Origin of the sequence: Bacillus cereus group sp. TH152-1LC (assembly GCF_027710505.1) — a bacterium.
In the GTDB taxonomy this organism is placed as follows: Bacteria; Bacillota; Bacilli; order Bacillales; family Bacillaceae_G; genus Bacillus_A; species Bacillus_A mobilis.
On the sequence record NZ_JAQFNK010000009.1, the window covers coordinates 155,828 to 171,951 of the forward strand.

Here is a 16,124-nt window from a genome sequence, read left to right on the forward strand (position 1 = left end):
TCTATATAACTCAAATAATACTATTCATTTACACAATACCTTGGGTTGGGAATTCCTACTAAACCGTCATCTTCCAACTAGATAACGCTAACCAATTCTCCATTTCCTTATAATCAGGCATTATCTTCCCGACAAGGCGCCAAAAAGAGCGATCATGATTTAAATGAACCATATGACACATTTCATGAACAACTACATAATCAATTACTCGCTGTGGTGCCATCGCTAGTTTCCAATTGAATGTCAGCTGTAAATTTGAATCACAAGTTCCCCACGTACGGCTACTATCTGTAATACGAATAGAACGAGGTTTTGTTTTGAAGTTACTTTGATGCGCTTTAATACTCTTCTCTACTAACGACTTACACTGCTTATAGTAAAATCGTTTTAAAGCCTGCTGGATTTTCTCATCCTTAAGCTCTTCCACATAAATATGTAGCTTATCTCCTTCAAACACTGCACTGTCTTGCGTAATACTTGCATCTTGAGAAATCTGTATCGGATACGTATTTCCTAAATACAGAAAGCCCTCTCCTTGATCATAATCCTTTTCCTGCGGTCCGAGTGCTCGCTCTTGCATTTCCTTACGTGTTTTCTGAATCCAATCCCATTTCTCCTCTAGCAACTGGACTAAGTATTCAACAGGTGTTCCCTTTGGAGCCTGCACTTCCACGTTTCCGTACGAATCTACAAAAAGACGCACCGACTTTTTCTTCTTATAAGTTATATGAAAATTAATTGTCTCACCTAAATATGTATGTACCATTTCATCACCTAACGTATTATTTTACAAATAAAAAAGAGTAGGATACGAACGTCCTACTCTATCTATTATATCATTTACCGCTTTAACAAACTCATTACCCTCTATACTTTACACCTAATCCCTTAATGAAATTCCTTGCGTATCTATCGCCGCACTCTTTGTAATTTTTATGGCCTTTTTTTCTTAATAGGGCTCCTAGTTCTCCCTTTGTTACCGTAACGCCTACGCTATCTAATATATCAAGTACATCCTCACTCGTTAAAGATAGTGCAATTTTCATTTTCTTTAGAAGAAGGTTATTCGCACTCTCTTTGCTTTGTACAGGTGCCGGTTGTCCTGGTTTCGGATCTTGCTTGCCTCTTTTTAAAGTGATAAATCCATTGAAGAATGCCTCTAACATCATCATATCGCATGTTAATACGTACTCATCTTCGACCACATCATCATTTTCAGCTTCATGCTGAGGCGCTCTCTTTATTTTTGTAAGCATATCAACTACGTCTTCTTTCGTTACTTCCATCCCGCCAAGTTTAAAGATTTCTACCATATCTATATCTCTTATATCTAAAGCGTACCTTACTCTTTTTAATATATCGTTGTTGCTCATTGCCATTGTTTTTCCTCCTGAAATGTTGATTATAGTAATGCTTTTAGCATGTATAAATGAATGTCGTTAAGTTACTACTTTAACATTTTAGGGGGAGGTTTTGTAGTCTTAGGTGGATTAATGCTTGTGGGGAGTAATCCTAAGAAGAGTTTTGAATGCTTTTTGGGGCACCTTTACCTATATTATTTTTTTATAACAATACACAGATATTAATTAGTATAATAGAGTAACAACATCTTAAGGGCTTTTAGTTGAGTGGAGAATATCCAGCCTATAGCAAGTAATTTGTAAACTCTTTCTATGTTATGGATAAAAAACATACTTTATTTTTACGATTGGAGCTTGTTGTACATGTTAGAAAAAGGTTTAGACCAAATGAACAAAGTAGAATTAATGGACAAACATCTTGATTCTCATCAAGGAAAAATAACTAGTACCGAGATTTGTAACATCGTAATGTCCATTTTCAAATTTAATTTAACAACTAAACCTGTCCTATCAAAGGAATCGATAATGGCAGGAGCGGTTTCCTCAACTGAGAACATTGCTAAAATGGCCATAGATTCTACCCTCGCTCATTACGGAGAAAAGGTGACAGGAATAGAGATTCGCCAACTTATCAATCAAATTTTTGGCATTAACTTAGATGCGATATCCTCTTTAGAGGGAGCAAAAATTTCTTTATTTTCTAAAGAGCAGTGGGTTGTTCGAGATGAACAAGACTTATTTGTTGTTCATACTGGATTAGGAGATGTTGATGTGAAAATTTTCGCCACTGACTATTTTACTAAACAAACTGGATTAGAGGAGTTGCCAAAGACCCTACAGCAATCATTAACAAACTTTGGGTTCTCTTGCGATAAGGGAAACGGATATTATTATTACTCAAATCCATCTGAAGAAGCAATTCCAGATGCCTTTAAGGGGCAGATCATCGGAACAATCCTTAAGGTAATTCACGATTCATATCAGTCTTTATAAAAAAAAATCATATAGGGAAACCCTATATGATTTTTTTTATCGGTGAATACAACAACTTTATTTTCCAAAAGACGATAAAAATTTAACTCTATCTCCCATAGGAGGAGTATTGTTATCGACTAAAGCGACTTCTAGAACTGCTGGTCCATTTGAATTCATTAAGCCGTTTATAACATCTTGATTGATATCTTCTAGTTCAGTGATTCTGTAACTTGGGATATTCATAGCTGCGGCCATTGCGCTAATATGTATGGATTCCTGTTCGAAGGATGGATGAGTCCTACGGAACTGTAGCGAATGACCATGATATACCATCCCTAAACGGGCATTATTCATCACAACAAATAAAATTGGCAAATTATATTCCTTTGCCGTCAGTATTTCCATTCCGTGCATGAAGAAGCAACCATCACCCGTAATACATACAACAGGGCGCCCCGGTTCAGCCAGATTTGAACCAATCGCAGAACCAATCCCGCTTCCCATTGCGCCAAAATGCACGTTAATATTATAGGAATCAAAATCTATGACCTTCATGTGATGGATAACATACGCCATAAATTCACCAATATCAATGGTATACCTAGTAGTTGATGGTAAACATTTTTGAAGGGTCAGGAGAACATTTTTCGTATTATATTCCTCCGTATTCTCTTCCTCTTTTTTCTTTTCAACGGTAAGCGCGGCGCTTTCCTTTTGCAACCCTAAAGCTTTTAATTCTTCTATTAATAATAATAAACTTAAATTTATATCGCCTAGTACTGGAATATCCACTTTGTACTTCCGATTAAAGACAGATTGGTCAAAATCCATTTGAACAGAGAAGCGATCTTTTATTAAGTTTCCATTATAATTATTTGTCGCAGTTTCTCCCAAGCTGGAGCCTACAATCAATAATGCTTTTCCATCACCCTCATTAATCAGTGCGGAAGCAGCCTCATGGCCAGCAAATCCAAACACTCCGACTAAAAGCGGATGTTCTTCAGGGATATATCCCTTCGCTTGTGGAGTTGTTATAATCGGCCACTTCAGCAATTCTGCCAACTCTATTAATGACTCAACAGAGTTTCTTATTCCCTGTCCTGCAAAAATATAACCCTTATCCCTTTTTACTAGCTCTCTAGCTGTTTCTTTTATTGTACCTAGGTCAGGAACAATAGGAAGTCTTTTAGGAATTGGCGGCATTTCAACACCTTCAATCTTTTCGTGTTGAATATCAATCGGTATCGCAACATGGACAGGTCCTGGTACTCCGGATAGAGCAATTTCAATTGCTAGTGCAACTTCTTTAAGTACATCCTTTACATCATTAACCGTAACACTATATTTTGTAACAGACCTGAAGACTGGTTCTACATCTAATTCTTGTGATGCATTTAAACCTACCGTATTCATAGGTACAGCACCTGTAATGAATAAAACAGGTAAATGCTCTCGCATAGCATTAGCAGCACCCGTCACAAGATTTGTGGCACCCGGTCCGCTACAACCTATACATACACTTAGCTGATTTGTGTATTTCGCATAAGCGGCGGCCATGTAGGATGCGGCACCTTCATGCTTTGCTACAATTGGTGTTAATTCAGGCATATCATACAACTCATCGAAAAACGCATTTACAGAACCGGCTGGAATACCAAATATATGTTGAACTTCATTAGCTATTAAATATTCTAATACATTTCGAGCTGCTCTCATATTTATTCCCCATTCATTTAAAAGTGATTTCTCTATTAAAAAGCTTTTCCATGTCTTCAGCTGTTATAGGACGACTGAAGAAATACCCTTGCATTAAATAACAATTTCGTGCAGATAAAAAGGCTACCTGTTCCTTTGTCTCAACACCTTCAGCAATAACGTCAAGATTCAAATTCTTAGCCAGCGTAATAATAGTATTCGTAATGGCTGCATCATCTTTTGTCATGTCTTGCACAAAGGATTTATCAATTTTTAATGTTGAAATAGGCAATTTTTTTAAATAACCTAAAGATGAATAACCAGTGCCAAAATCATCAATAGCGAGATTTATTCCTAGACCTTTTAATTTCTTCATTGTTTTTAAAGTTGATTCTGTATTTTTAACAATTAAATTCTCAGTGAGTTCTAGTTGTATATACCTCGGAGATAACTCTACTTTCTCTAACACATTTTTAACGACAGCAAATAAATCACTTTGTTCAAATTGACGTGCAGATAAATTCACGGACATACTAATTAATGGGAAACCTTGATCGTGCCATTTCTTTAATTGCTTGCAGGCCTCTTCCAGAACCCATTCACCTATTGGGACTATTAATCCCGTTTCTTCAGCTATTGGGATAAACTTATCAGGCGATATCATCCCATGTTCTCGATGGTTCCACCTAATTAAAGCCTCTACTCCCTCAATCTCATTCGTTTTACCATTTATTTGCGGTTGGTAATAGATTTCAAGTTCTTCTTGTTCCAAAGCCTTATACAAATCATTTTCTAGCTTGATGCTTTCAAAGGTTCTGGTATCCATTCCTTCACTGAAGAAATGATAACTGCTTCCTGATATTTCTTTAGATTTGTACATGGCTGTGTCTGCATTTTTAATTAAGATTTCAGTCGTATCACCGTTATCAGGAAATATACTAATACCAATACTCGTTTTCATATACATTTCATTTTCTACTAAATTAAATGGTTTTGAAAAAGAATCAATGACACGATTTACTACCTTTAACACTTCTTTTTCACTTTTGATATTGGGTAAATAGATAGTAAATTCATCCCCGCCCTGTCTCGATACCGTAGCACTTTTTGGGACACAGGCACTTAATCGATTTGCAACTTCTCGTAGTAATAGATCACCGAAGCTATGTCCAAGCGTATCATTAACAAATTTAAACCTGTCTAAATCTAAATACAGAACCGCTAATTTTTCAGCATGCAATTGAGCATATGTCAGCCCTTGGGTTAGCCTGTCCTTTAATAGAACTCTGTTAGGTAAATCTGTTAAACTATCAAAATAAGCATGATATTTTATTTCTTCCTCCATCTGTTTCCTTTGGGTTACATCTTTAAAGGTAATAACTTCTCCGACAATCTCGGTCCCTTCTTTTATAGAGGAAATAACATACTCCACCGGAAAGCAGGATTGATCTTTTCTAAAAAATTGCTCGGTTTTATCGTACAGACTCCAATTCTCATCACAACCTGAGGCCACCTGCTTTTTCTGTCCTGTTTCAATTCCGTTGAAAACCATACTGGATGGTTTTCCTATTAGTTCATTTTCCATATCATAACCTAACATGGAGGCACCCGCTGGGTTACAAAAGGTTATATTCCCATCAAGGTCTAAACCAAAAATCCCTTCCCCAGCAGAATTGAGAATCAATTCTTTCTCACGGCTAAGCTGTTGCAATTCAGTTATTACTCGCTCCAATTCCTTATTTTTCACAGTAATTTCTGAGGTTCTCTCTTCGATAATGACTTCCTGTTTTTCCATATATAAAAGGTTTGATAGCGTGGAGGTAGTTGCATCGACAATAGATTGTGACAGCTGTATTTGTGCTTCAGAATAATTGAAATTACTATCACCTAGATTGACTACAGATATTTGTCCTAATACCTCTCCCATTGAAACCAATGGCAGCATCAAGAGTCCCTTCATGTCAAAATTACGACAAACATCATGGTTTGGCCGCGAATCTGTATAAACATCTGGAATCCAGATTGATTTTTTTGTCTTAATAACCTCTTGCGTGACTCTATCATTGCTTTGATCAAATTGTATCTTATCGTGTGTCTTCATCCAGTCTTCTTCTGTCCATTCGGAATCTTTACTTAATTTCACTGGTTTAATTCTTTTCTCCGCTAAAGGCTCTAGTAAATGAACTCCGATATTATAATTACCTAAAACCTTTCCCAAATATGAAAAACAAGTGTCAAGACTCTCCTGCATAGAGGAACACATAGATAGATCCCGTGTCACATCAAGCAAAAGCTGTTTTTCAGCAATAAGGTTTACCTTATGAGTTAAATTGTTCGCATTTTGAATGGCAACGGCCGCCATATTCACATATGCCTCAACCGTTTGAATTTCTGACTCTGTTAAATTCATGGGAATTCCATAATCAAATAAAAAAACTAGACCAAATAACTCTTCTTCAAAAGAGATAGGAAGTACGAATAAAGATTTAATTCGAAACCCTTCCACTGCTCTCGGATCCGGCCTACTATCCTTTGATGTATCCGGTATATAGATGGCTTTTTTTGTTTCAATTACTTCTTTCGCCAGCAAATCAATATCTGTATCAATGACATGCATATCCAGTGTCCATCCATTAATAACTTCTGGTTTTCCTACATATCCCCTAAACGTCCCATCTTCCTGCGGCAAATATATACCAACAGAATCGCATTGAACGATTTCTTCAGAAATTGCTATTGTGACTTGCTCTAAAACTTCACGTAAATCTAACTTTGTATTAATCATTTTAGTTATATTCGCAAGTCGAGAATACCTTGTTTGTTCCTTCAACATAAAAACGAACTCCATTTCATTGAAAATATATATTTATATTCAAACTTAAATTCTTATTTAAAACTAATCAATACTATAAGTTTGCTATGTAATTATTGTTAATTCGACAAAATATTTCATATTTCTCACTATTATAATGTTTTTTATAGATTTAATATAGGAATTGTTTGCATAATCATTTAATATTTTTATTACTCAGTTGCGAGATACATACATTGTCATTACTAAAGGTCATACAATTTTTTTCAGCAACAAAAATTCATTTACTTATAATACAACTCAGCTTACTTAAAATGAAGCAAATACCACTCTATTTAGGTAAAAATGTACAACATTACTTATTACTTTTTTAATATATTAAAACAAAAAACAGATGGGAATTCCTACTCATCTGAGTCAAGATTCCCATCTGTCTATTCAAACTATCCCTATATGCCAGTCACAAACTCCACATACACGGAAATACAAAACTGCTGGTTGGTTCAATACGTTTATAAAACTGTTTTCTTTCTATCGTTATCTACAACAGAAGTCAAAACTAAATAAAGTGAAACTTTAATCAGTGGGGGTTTTCTTCATCCCCCACCTAACTTCTTTGCTTTCGCTGAATTTTGAGGTGGGGGTCTTACTGCCCATTAAAGCGGGATAAACAGAATCCATTTCCCTCTACTTCAGAGAGTTACACCGTTTCACTACTTTCTACCGCATTTACACTCGCCTCAAACTTATCAAGTAATGCGCGTACTTCATCAGTTGATTTTGTACTCATCAATTGATTTCTTAGTTCAGCAGCCCCTGGGAAGCCTTTTACATAAATTTTGAAGAAGCGATGTAGTCCTGTGATAGAGCGTGGTAATACTTCTGCATATTGATCTTGCAGATTAAGTTGTAGTCTTAAAAGATCTAAATGTTCTTTACGGCTATGCTCTCTTGGCTCTTTTTCGAAAGCAAACGGATTTTTAAAGATACCTCGTCCAATCATAACACCATCAATGCCGTATTTTTCAGCAAGTTCCAGTCCGACTTTACGGTCAGGAATGTCTCCGTTGATTGTTATTAGCGTATTTGGTGCGATACGGTCACGTAATTTTTTAATTTCCGGAATTAGTTCCCAATGCGCATCCACTTGGCTCATTTCTTCTCTTGTACGTAAGTGAATAGAAAGGTTTGCGATATCTTGTTTGAAAATATGCGTTAACCAATCTTCCCATTCACTTAACTCTTTAAAGCCAAGTCGTGTTTTTACGCTGACAGGTAATCCGCCCGCTTTTGCTGCTTGAATAAGCTCTGCCGCAACTTCTGGACGTAGAATAAGGCCACTACCTTTTCCTCTTGATGCTACGTTCGGTACAGGGCAACCCATATTAATATCGATGCCTTTAAATCCTAACTCTGCCATGCCAATACTCATTTGGCGGAAGTATTCAGGATTATCTCCCCAAATATGCGCCACGATCGGTTGTTCATCTTCTGTAAAAATTAAACGACCACGTACACTTTTCATACCCTCTGGATGACAATAGCTATCCGAGTTTGTGAACTCTGTGAAGAATACATCTGGGCGACCAGCTTCACTTACTACATGACGGAAAACAACGTCTGTCACATCTTCCATTGGTGCAAGTACAAAAAATGGTCGTGGTAAATCACGCCAAAAATTATCTATCATTTCAAATTCAAATCCTCTCAATATGAATGCAATTTCAAATTCTCAATAAACCAAAAAGCAGATGGTATAGATTTTCCTATATCAACTGCTTTCCTATTATACCAACTTAAGCCAAGCCACACACTCCACATGAGTTGTATGCGGGAACATATCAACAGGTTGTACTTCCTGCGTTTTATATCCGCCTTCTTCTAGTACTTTTAAGTCACGTGCTAATGTTGCTGGATTGCATGATACGTATACGACGCGTTTCGGTTTCATGTCGATGATTGTGTTTAGTAGTGCCTCATCACAACCTTTACGCGGTGGATCTACGACCATTGTGTCAGCGATTACGCCTTCTTTGTACCATTTTGGAATGACTACTTCTGCTTCTCCTACACCAAATTCAGCGTTTGTCATGTTGTTTAGTGCTGCGTTTCGGTTTGCGTCTTCGATTGCTTCTGGAACAATTTCAACACCGTACACTTTTTTCGCTTTTTGCGCTAGGAATAAGGAGATTGATCCAATTCCACAATAGGCATCAATTACTGTTTCGTTACCATCTAATTTTGCGTATTCTAACGTTTTATCGTATAACACTTTCGTTTGTTCTGGATTTACTTGATAGAATGAACGTGCTGAAATTGCAAATTTAATGTCACCGATAAAGTCATAAATGTATTCTGATCCGTACAGTACTGTAGTTGTGTCTCCAAAGATTACGTTTGTACGTTTCGTGTTTACGTTTTGAACAATCGATTTTACTTCTGGGAATTTTGAAGCAATTTCTTCAATGATTGCTTCTTTGTTTGGTAATTCTGCTGTACGAGTAATGAAGACAAGCATAATTTCCCCTGTTACTTGTCCGTAACGAGCCATTACGTGGCGAAGTGTTCCTTTATTACGCTCTTCGTTGTATGCCGAAATACCGTGTTTTTCACAAATACGTTTTACTTCCTGGATTAATGTATCGTTTTCTTCTGCCTGAATTAAACATGATTCCATATTAATGATGTCATGTGTTCCTTGGCGATAGAAGCCAGCTACAAGACCACCTTCACGTTCTCCAATTGGTACTTGTGCTTTGTTACGGTATACCCATGGGTTCTTCATGCCAAGTACAGAATGCACAGGAACATCGCTTAATCCGCCAATGCGCTGCATAACGTCACGTACTTGTTTTTCTTTCGCTTGTAATTGTCCTTCATATGTTAAGTGCTGAAGCTGACAACCGCCGCACTGATTGTACACTGGGCATTCTGCATCTTTACGATATGGGCTTTCTGTATGAAGTTTCATTAAACGACCAAATGCGAAGTTTTTCTTCACTTTAATAATTTTAATTTGTGCTTCTTCACCTGGTAATCCGTTTTTAACGAAAATAGGATAGCCCTTTACTTTCGCAACACCGGCACCATCATGTGTTAAATCTTCAAATACTACATCTATAAACTCATTTTTCTCAACTGGTGGCGTCATTTTTGTACTCATTTTCCGACCTCTCTTTTTCATAACACTGCGTTACATTTTATCATACTTATATGGTCTATTTCTATCGGAAGAAAAAAAGCTATTGACGATAGTTCTCTGTTAATGTTACGCTACTACTAATTTAATACGGACGATGTTACCTCATATATATTCGATAATATGGATCGAGAGTTTCTACCCGGCAACCTTAAATTGCTGGACTATGGGGAAAACTAATGAATATTAGCCTATGTGCAAAAAAGGACTCATATTGATTAGCTTTCTCTCATAGATGAAAGTGAATCCATATGGGTCTTTTTTTATTTTTATTTTTCTAAAAGGTCAGACATCTTACGTATGACATAAAACCTCTTTGTTTTATTTTTAGTAATATAACGAGCGTTTTATGTACAAACTTTATACGAACTTCTGAAAGGGGCAACTACATGCAATATGTAATGAGCATTATCGGTATTCTTGTCGTTTTAGGTTTATGCTTTGCTTTGTCAAACAATAGAAGTAAAATCAACTTCCGTGCAATTGCTATTATGATTGGTTTTCAAATTTTAATCGGTTGGTTTATGTTTGGCACAAAGATTGGTCAACAAATCATTATTTTCATTGGTAAAGTTTTCAACAAACTAATTAAACTTGGTACGACAGGTGTCGATTTTCTCTTTAACGGAATTCAAAGAGATTTTGTCTTTTTCTTAAACGTACTATTAATTATCGTATTTTTCTCAGCACTACTTTCTATCTTTAGTTATTTAGGTGTTTTACCATTCATCGTTCGCGTTGTCGGCGGTGCAATTTCAAAAATTACTGGTTTACCACGCGTCGAGTCATTCCACGCAGTAAACTCTGTATTCTTCGGTTCAAGTGAAGCATTAATCGTTATTAAAAATGATTTACAACATTTCAATAAAAACCGTATGTTTATCATTTGTTGTTCTGCGATGAGCTCAGTTTCTGCTTCTGTTACAGCATCATACGTAATGATGTTAGATGCAAAATATGTACTAGCAGCTCTTCCGCTAAACTTATTCTCAAGCTTGATCGTTTGTTCGCTATTAACACCAGTTGATACGAAGAAAGAAGATGAAGTGATTCAAAAATTTGATAGAACTTTATTCGGTGACAGCTTTATCGGTGCAATGATTAACGGTGCGCTCGATGGTTTAAAAGTAGCCGGTATCGTTGCCGCATTAATGATTGCCTTCATCGGTGTGATGGAAGTTGTAAACTACGTAATTAGCGCAGCTTCAGGTGCAATGGGATATGCTGTTACTTTACAACAAATTTTCGGTTATATACTTTCTCCATTCGCATTCTTAATGGGTATTCCAACTCAAGATATTATCCCAGCTGGTGGTATTATGGGTACGAAGATTGTATTAAACGAGTTTGTAGCAATCCTTGATTTAAAAGATGTTGCATCAACATTATCTCCACGTACAGTTGGAATCGTTACAGTATTCTTAATTAGCTTCGCAAGTATTAGCCAAATTGGTGCGATTGTTGGTACAATCCGTGCCCTTTCTGAAAAACAAGGAAGCATCGTTTCTAAATTTGGTTGGAAAATGTTATTTGCATCCACACTTGCTTCTATCTTATCTGCAACAATCGCTGGATTATTTATTTAATAAAAAACTCCACCTTACTTCTCCTTTTTCAAAAGGAAATTTAGGTGGAGTTTTTTTATTTTCTTCTATATGTATTTTCATGTAAACTTCACCAGAAAAATATAAAGGGTTTTTCCGAATTATTCCAAAAATGTATTCCCCTATATATTCTATAATGATATGATGTACAAGGGTATAATTCAAATTTTTTAAAATCGAAAATTTGAGTTAGTGTCATTTATGCGAATGATGATTTCATGACATAATTGATGATAATTAAAACACAATAGAAGGATGATAGAATGAAAAAATATACATATATCGCTTTACTTTCTTCTGCTATTCTCGTAGGTTGTAACACTAGTAGCACTAGTGATAAACAAATAAAAGAAGCAACGGCGAAACAAACAGTTGAACAAAAAAAAGCGAAAGCAGTGGAACTTCCTTTAACACAAGGAACTATTACATGGGATCCATATGAATATAACGCACAAAACACCACGCTTTATACAAAAGATTTAAGAGACTCATTCACACAAGTACGTTACAATATTTGGCGTACTGCTGATGGTCCTGAAAGCAAACAAACTTTTACTTCACAAGAAAAAGAACGTAACTTTGCCCTCCCACTACATTTAAAATCATTTCATTTAAAACGTGGCGAATTTCAAATTGAAACAGTAGGAATCAAAGAAGATCATACTGAAACAAATCTAGTAACATCTAAAATTACATTCCAGCAAAGTGTACCCGTATTAATGTACCATGCGATTGAAAAATACCCTGGACCAAGTGATGGGGATTATGGATTATACGTACCACCTGAGCAATTCGAAAAACATATGCAACATTTAAAAGATAACGGTTATACGATGCTTACATTCGAACGTTGGAGTGATATAAATCGTGTAAACAAACCTGTTTTTGTAACGATGGATGATGGTCGAAAAAATAATATGAACGCTCTTCATATTTTACAAAAATTAAAGGATGATAGATTTCACCCTATGGCTACTGAATTTCTTACTGCAAATGAGATAGACAAACCAAATCGTCTATCAACAGATGAGATAAAACAAATGATGGATTCAGGCATTTTTTCTATTCAATCACATACTGCTAATCATACGATGATGGCTCATTCAAGTAATTATGATGAGGAATTACGTAGTTCGAAAGAAAAAATCGAAGCCCTTACTGGTAAAAAGGTCATCGCTCTCGCCTATCCAGTAGGTTCTTATAATGACCTAGCTGTTGAAGAAACAAAAAAACATTATGAGTTCGCAGTAACTACTGATCACGGCAATCACATTACAAAAGGAATGCCAAACGAACAGTACTTAATTAAACGCCATTTTGTAGGCCCTAATACATCGATGGAAAAATTCATATCTCTTATAAAGTAAAACTTTAATTAGTGGAGGATTTGTTCACCCCCACTAATTATTAGCCCTCACCAATCGGGCTTTTACAAGCAGTTGCTCCCCCCACCTAACCTCTTTGCTTTTGCTGAATTCTGAGGTGGGATCTTACTGCCCGTTAATTCGGGATAAAGTAAACTTCACTAGAAGACGAACGAATAGATTTATTGAAAGTTACTAACCTATCTCATTACTAAAATGATATGATGAACAAGGGTATGTCCCCACCTCTCTTACAGCGGTGGGGATTTTAAATACGTATGCAACATAATACACAATAGAAGGTGATTTTATGAGAAAATATGCAGCAATCGCTTTATGTACGTCTGCCATTTTAGCTAGCTGTAACAGTAGCAATGTAAGTCCTGAACCTAAAAAAGAGAAAAAGGTTCAAGAGACTAAGAAACAAGAAGTGACCGTACAAGAACAAGGTAAAATTTCTTATCACCCAATTACACACGAATCTACGAATACTACTATTCATATGACAGATATAAAGGATACTTTAACTGAGGTACAATATAAAATTTGGCGCACCGCTGATGGAAAGGAACACACTAAATCTTTTTCTTCTAAAGAAAAGGAGAAACAATTTACACTTCCTTTTGACATAAAAGAATTTGAAGGAAAACGCGGTGAATTTCAAGTTGAAGCAATAGGAGTGACAGAGGATGGGAAAACCATTCCACTCACTAAATCTGCTATTACTTTCGAGCAAAAGGTTCCCGTTCTTATGTACCATGCAATTGATGATTATCACGGACAAGGTATTAAAGATTTATTCGTATCCCCCGCTAACTTTGAAGCCCAAATGAAGTATTTAAAGGACAATGGTTATACATTACTAACTTTTGAACGTTGGGGCGATATAAATAAAGTGAATAAACCTATCTTTGTTACATTTGATGACGGTATGAAAAATAATATGAATGCATTTCATATTTTGCAAAAACTAAAAGACGATACGTTTAAACCAACGGCAACAGAATATATGATCGTTAATAATGTTGATGCTGAAGGATCTCTTTCTACATCTGACATAAAAGAAATGGTCGATTCCGGCATTTTCTCCATGCAATCTCATACTGCAACGCATGCAGACTTACCGAAGATTACAAACTATGAAGAAGAATTAAAGGGATCGAAAGAAAAGCTAGAAAAAATAACAGGTAAGCCCGTTATCGCAGTTGCTTATCCATTCGGTCATGTCGATGATAAAGTCGTTGCAGAAACGAAGAAATATTATCAGTTCGCGACGACAACAAAACCCGGAAAATTCATTACAAAAGGTGAACCCGATGAATTATTAAAAATGAAACGTGTTCGCATACACAATTCGACGACTGTGGAACAATTTGCTTCTTCAATTAAATAACGATGAGAGCTCAATATATTTTGAGCTCTCTTTTTACGCTATATTTATATATATTTTTTGAATTTTCTTGTATTATATATAGTAAGAAATCTTTCAAATTAAAGGAGATTATACATATGTCATTTGAACAAACGTTAGAGAAATATGCTGCCCTTGCAGTCAATGTTGGTGTTAATATTCAACCAGGACAAACATTATCAATTAGTGCACCTCTTGAAGCTGTACAATTTGTACGCCTCGTTACAGAAAAAGCATATAAATCTGGTGCAAAACACGTATATGTGGATTGGAATGATGAGACGTTAACACGCTTAAAGTTCGATCTAGCTCCTGAAGAAGCATTCGCTGAGTTCCCATCTTGGAAAGCACACGCTCGTGAAGAATTAGCAAAAGAAGGCGCTGCATTTATGTCTATTTATGCAGAAAACCCGGATTTATTAAAAGGTGTAGAAGCAACGCGTATTGCAACAGCTCATAAAGTAGCTGGGGAAGCAATGAAAGTATACCGTGATTACGTACAAACTGATAAAGTAAGCTGGTGTGTCATTTCTGTCCCTACGAAAGAATGGGCTGCGAAAGTATTCCCTGACGTTGCGCCAGAAGAACAAGAAGCAAAACTATGGGATGCTATTTTTAAAGCTACTCGTGCTGATTTAGAAAATCCTGTGGAAGCATGGAAAGAACACGATGAAACGTTACATACAAAAGTTGATTACTTAAACGAAAAGCATTATAAAGCTCTTCACTATACAGGTCCTGGAACAGATTTAACAATCGAACTTCCAGAAAAGCATGTATGGGCTGGTGCTGGTAGCTTAAATGAAAAGAACGTACCATTTATGGCGAATATTCCAACTGAAGAAGTGTTTACAATGCCACTTAAAACAGGTGTAAACGGCCAAGTATCTAGCACAAAACCGTTAGCATTTGCAGGTAACATTATCGATAACTTCACGTTAACATTTGAGAACGGACGTATCGTAGATTATAAAGCTGAAACTGGTGAAGAGGCTTTAAAACATTTAGTAGAAACAGATGAAGGTTCTCACTTCTTAGGAGAAGTAGCTTTAGTACCTCACGATTCACCGATTTCAAACACAAATGTTTTATTCTACAATACGCTGTTTGATGAAAACGCATCTTGCCACCTTGCAATCGGAAGTGCTTATGCATTCAACTTAGTTGGCGGAAAAACAATGTCTAAAGAAGAACTTGCTGAAAACGGAGCAAATACTAGTATTACACACAACGACTTCATGATCGGATCAGCTGAGCTTGATATCGATGGTATTACAGATGATGGAAGACATGAACCAATCTTCCGTAAAGGTAACTGGGCATTTTAATATAAATAAAAGGCTATCTTCCACACCGGAAGATAGCCTTTTATGATGCCGATGAAACCTTAAGTCCAATTACTCCTAAAACAATAAAGAGAATACAAAATGCTTGGAATAAGCTAATGTGTTCTTTAAAGAAATACACGCTAATGATTGTAATAAGTAATGTTCCTACACCAGACCAAATGGCATAAGCGATACTTAAATGAATTTTTTTGACAACGATAGCAAATACGCTGAAACAAATTCCATAAAACACGAAAATTAGTACACTTGGAACGAGCTTTGTTAAACCGTTTGATAATTTCATCGCAATTGTTCCAGCTACTTCAAAAATAATTGTTACGAGTAATAATAGCCAATATACCATACTAGAATCTC

Annotated in this window: 12 protein-coding genes and 1 riboswitch; of the genes, 5 read left to right on the forward strand and 7 right to left on the reverse strand. The window is 36.1% G+C overall.

Annotated features, from left to right (window positions below; all coding sequences use genetic code 11):
- Positions 1-58: 58 nt before the first annotated feature.
- Positions 59-766, reverse strand: a complete 708-nt coding sequence (locus PDL00_RS20440) for a M48 family metallopeptidase (protein WP_270730916.1) — start codon at positions 764-766, stop codon at positions 59-61.
- 94 nt (positions 767-860) lie between these two features.
- On the reverse strand, positions 861-1,379 hold the full coding sequence (locus PDL00_RS20445) for a DUF1456 family protein (RefSeq protein WP_242243103.1): 519 nt from the start codon (positions 1,377-1,379) through the stop codon (positions 861-863).
- Between the two features lie 345 nt (positions 1,380-1,724).
- Here PDL00_RS20445 and PDL00_RS20450 point away from each other — a divergent pair, with 345 nt between their 5' ends.
- The gene (locus tag PDL00_RS20450) at positions 1,725-2,354 is read left to right on the forward strand and encodes a hypothetical protein (RefSeq protein WP_270730936.1); all 630 of its coding nucleotides are present in this window, start codon (positions 1,725-1,727) and stop codon (positions 2,352-2,354) included.
- Between the two features lie 57 nt (positions 2,355-2,411).
- Here the strand turns inward: PDL00_RS20450 and PDL00_RS20455 are convergent, their stop codons facing one another.
- From PDL00_RS20455 to rlmD, 4 genes are all read right to left on the reverse strand, one after another.
- Positions 2,412-4,052, reverse strand: a complete 1,641-nt coding sequence (locus PDL00_RS20455) for a thiamine pyrophosphate-binding protein (RefSeq protein ID WP_270730918.1) — start codon at positions 4,050-4,052, stop codon at positions 2,412-2,414.
- A gap of 13 nt (positions 4,053-4,065) precedes the next feature.
- On the reverse strand, positions 4,066-6,864 hold the full coding sequence (locus PDL00_RS20460) for an EAL domain-containing protein (RefSeq protein WP_097865335.1): 2,799 nt from the start codon (positions 6,862-6,864) through the stop codon (positions 4,066-4,068).
- A 679-nt stretch (positions 6,865-7,543) separates the two neighbouring features.
- Positions 7,544-8,533 (reverse strand): tRNA dihydrouridine synthase, encoded by a 990-nt coding sequence (locus PDL00_RS20465; RefSeq protein ID WP_270730920.1) that lies wholly within the window; start codon positions 8,531-8,533, stop codon positions 7,544-7,546.
- A 96-nt stretch (positions 8,534-8,629) separates the two neighbouring features.
- Positions 8,630-10,006: a 23S rRNA (uracil(1939)-C(5))-methyltransferase RlmD gene (gene rlmD, locus PDL00_RS20470; protein ID WP_242253163.1), complete on the reverse strand. Its 1,377-nt coding sequence runs from the start codon at positions 10,004-10,006 to the stop codon at positions 8,630-8,632.
- Positions 10,007-10,127: 121 nt separating this feature from the next.
- Positions 10,128-10,229, forward strand: a riboswitch (purine riboswitch).
- A 202-nt stretch (positions 10,230-10,431) separates the two neighbouring features.
- Here rlmD and PDL00_RS20475 point away from each other — a divergent pair.
- From PDL00_RS20475 to PDL00_RS20490, 4 genes are all read left to right on the forward strand, one after another.
- Positions 10,432-11,628, forward strand: coding sequence for a NupC/NupG family nucleoside CNT transporter (locus PDL00_RS20475; protein ID WP_001200509.1), 1,197 nt, complete (start codon positions 10,432-10,434; stop codon positions 11,626-11,628).
- A 281-nt stretch (positions 11,629-11,909) separates the two neighbouring features.
- Positions 11,910-13,013: a polysaccharide deacetylase family protein gene (locus PDL00_RS20480; RefSeq protein ID WP_242253152.1), complete on the forward strand. Its 1,104-nt coding sequence runs from the start codon at positions 11,910-11,912 to the stop codon at positions 13,011-13,013.
- A gap of 307 nt (positions 13,014-13,320) precedes the next feature.
- Positions 13,321-14,403 carry a polysaccharide deacetylase family protein gene (locus PDL00_RS20485; protein WP_270730923.1) on the forward strand — a complete coding sequence of 361 codons (1,083 nt, stop codon included), beginning with the start codon at positions 13,321-13,323 and terminating at the stop codon, positions 14,401-14,403.
- A gap of 116 nt (positions 14,404-14,519) precedes the next feature.
- Entirely contained in the window at positions 14,520-15,749 is a 1,230-nt protein-coding gene (locus tag PDL00_RS20490) for an aminopeptidase (protein ID WP_242253148.1), read from the forward strand.
- A 40-nt stretch (positions 15,750-15,789) separates the two neighbouring features.
- On the opposite strand, the gene PDL00_RS20495 is transcribed toward PDL00_RS20490, so the two are convergent.
- Complete coding sequence (locus PDL00_RS20495; RefSeq protein ID WP_000263262.1) at positions 15,790-16,113, reverse strand: DMT family transporter; 324 nt, start codon at positions 16,111-16,113, stop codon at positions 15,790-15,792.
- Between the last annotated feature and the right edge of the window lie 11 nt (positions 16,114-16,124).

Excerpts from the sequence above, each read along its gene's own strand:
- PDL00_RS20440 (WP_270730916.1), bottom strand. The coding sequence starts at position 766 with ATGGTACATACATATTTAGGTGAGACAATTAATTTTCATATAACTTAT.
- PDL00_RS20445 (WP_242243103.1), bottom strand. The coding sequence starts at position 1,379 with ATGGCAATGAGCAACAACGATATATTAAAAAGAGTAAGGTACGCTTTA.
- PDL00_RS20450 (WP_270730936.1), top strand. The coding sequence starts at position 1,725 with ATGTTAGAAAAAGGTTTAGACCAAATGAACAAAGTAGAATTAATGGAC.
- PDL00_RS20455 (WP_270730918.1), bottom strand. The coding sequence starts at position 4,052 with ATGAGAGCAGCTCGAAATGTATTAGAATATTTAATAGCTAATGAAGTT.
- PDL00_RS20460 (WP_097865335.1), bottom strand. The coding sequence starts at position 6,864 with ATGTTGAAGGAACAAACAAGGTATTCTCGACTTGCGAATATAACTAAA.
- PDL00_RS20465 (WP_270730920.1), bottom strand. The coding sequence starts at position 8,533 with ATGATAGATAATTTTTGGCGTGATTTACCACGACCATTTTTTGTACTT.
- rlmD (WP_242253163.1), bottom strand. The coding sequence starts at position 10,006 with ATGAGTACAAAAATGACGCCACCAGTTGAGAAAAATGAGTTTATAGAT.
- PDL00_RS20475 (WP_001200509.1), top strand. The coding sequence starts at position 10,432 with ATGCAATATGTAATGAGCATTATCGGTATTCTTGTCGTTTTAGGTTTA.
- PDL00_RS20480 (WP_242253152.1), top strand. The coding sequence starts at position 11,910 with ATGAAAAAATATACATATATCGCTTTACTTTCTTCTGCTATTCTCGTA.
- PDL00_RS20485 (WP_270730923.1), top strand. The coding sequence starts at position 13,321 with ATGAGAAAATATGCAGCAATCGCTTTATGTACGTCTGCCATTTTAGCT.
- PDL00_RS20490 (WP_242253148.1), top strand. The coding sequence starts at position 14,520 with ATGTCATTTGAACAAACGTTAGAGAAATATGCTGCCCTTGCAGTCAAT.
- PDL00_RS20495 (WP_000263262.1), bottom strand. The coding sequence starts at position 16,113 with ATGGTATATTGGCTATTATTACTCGTAACAATTATTTTTGAAGTAGCT.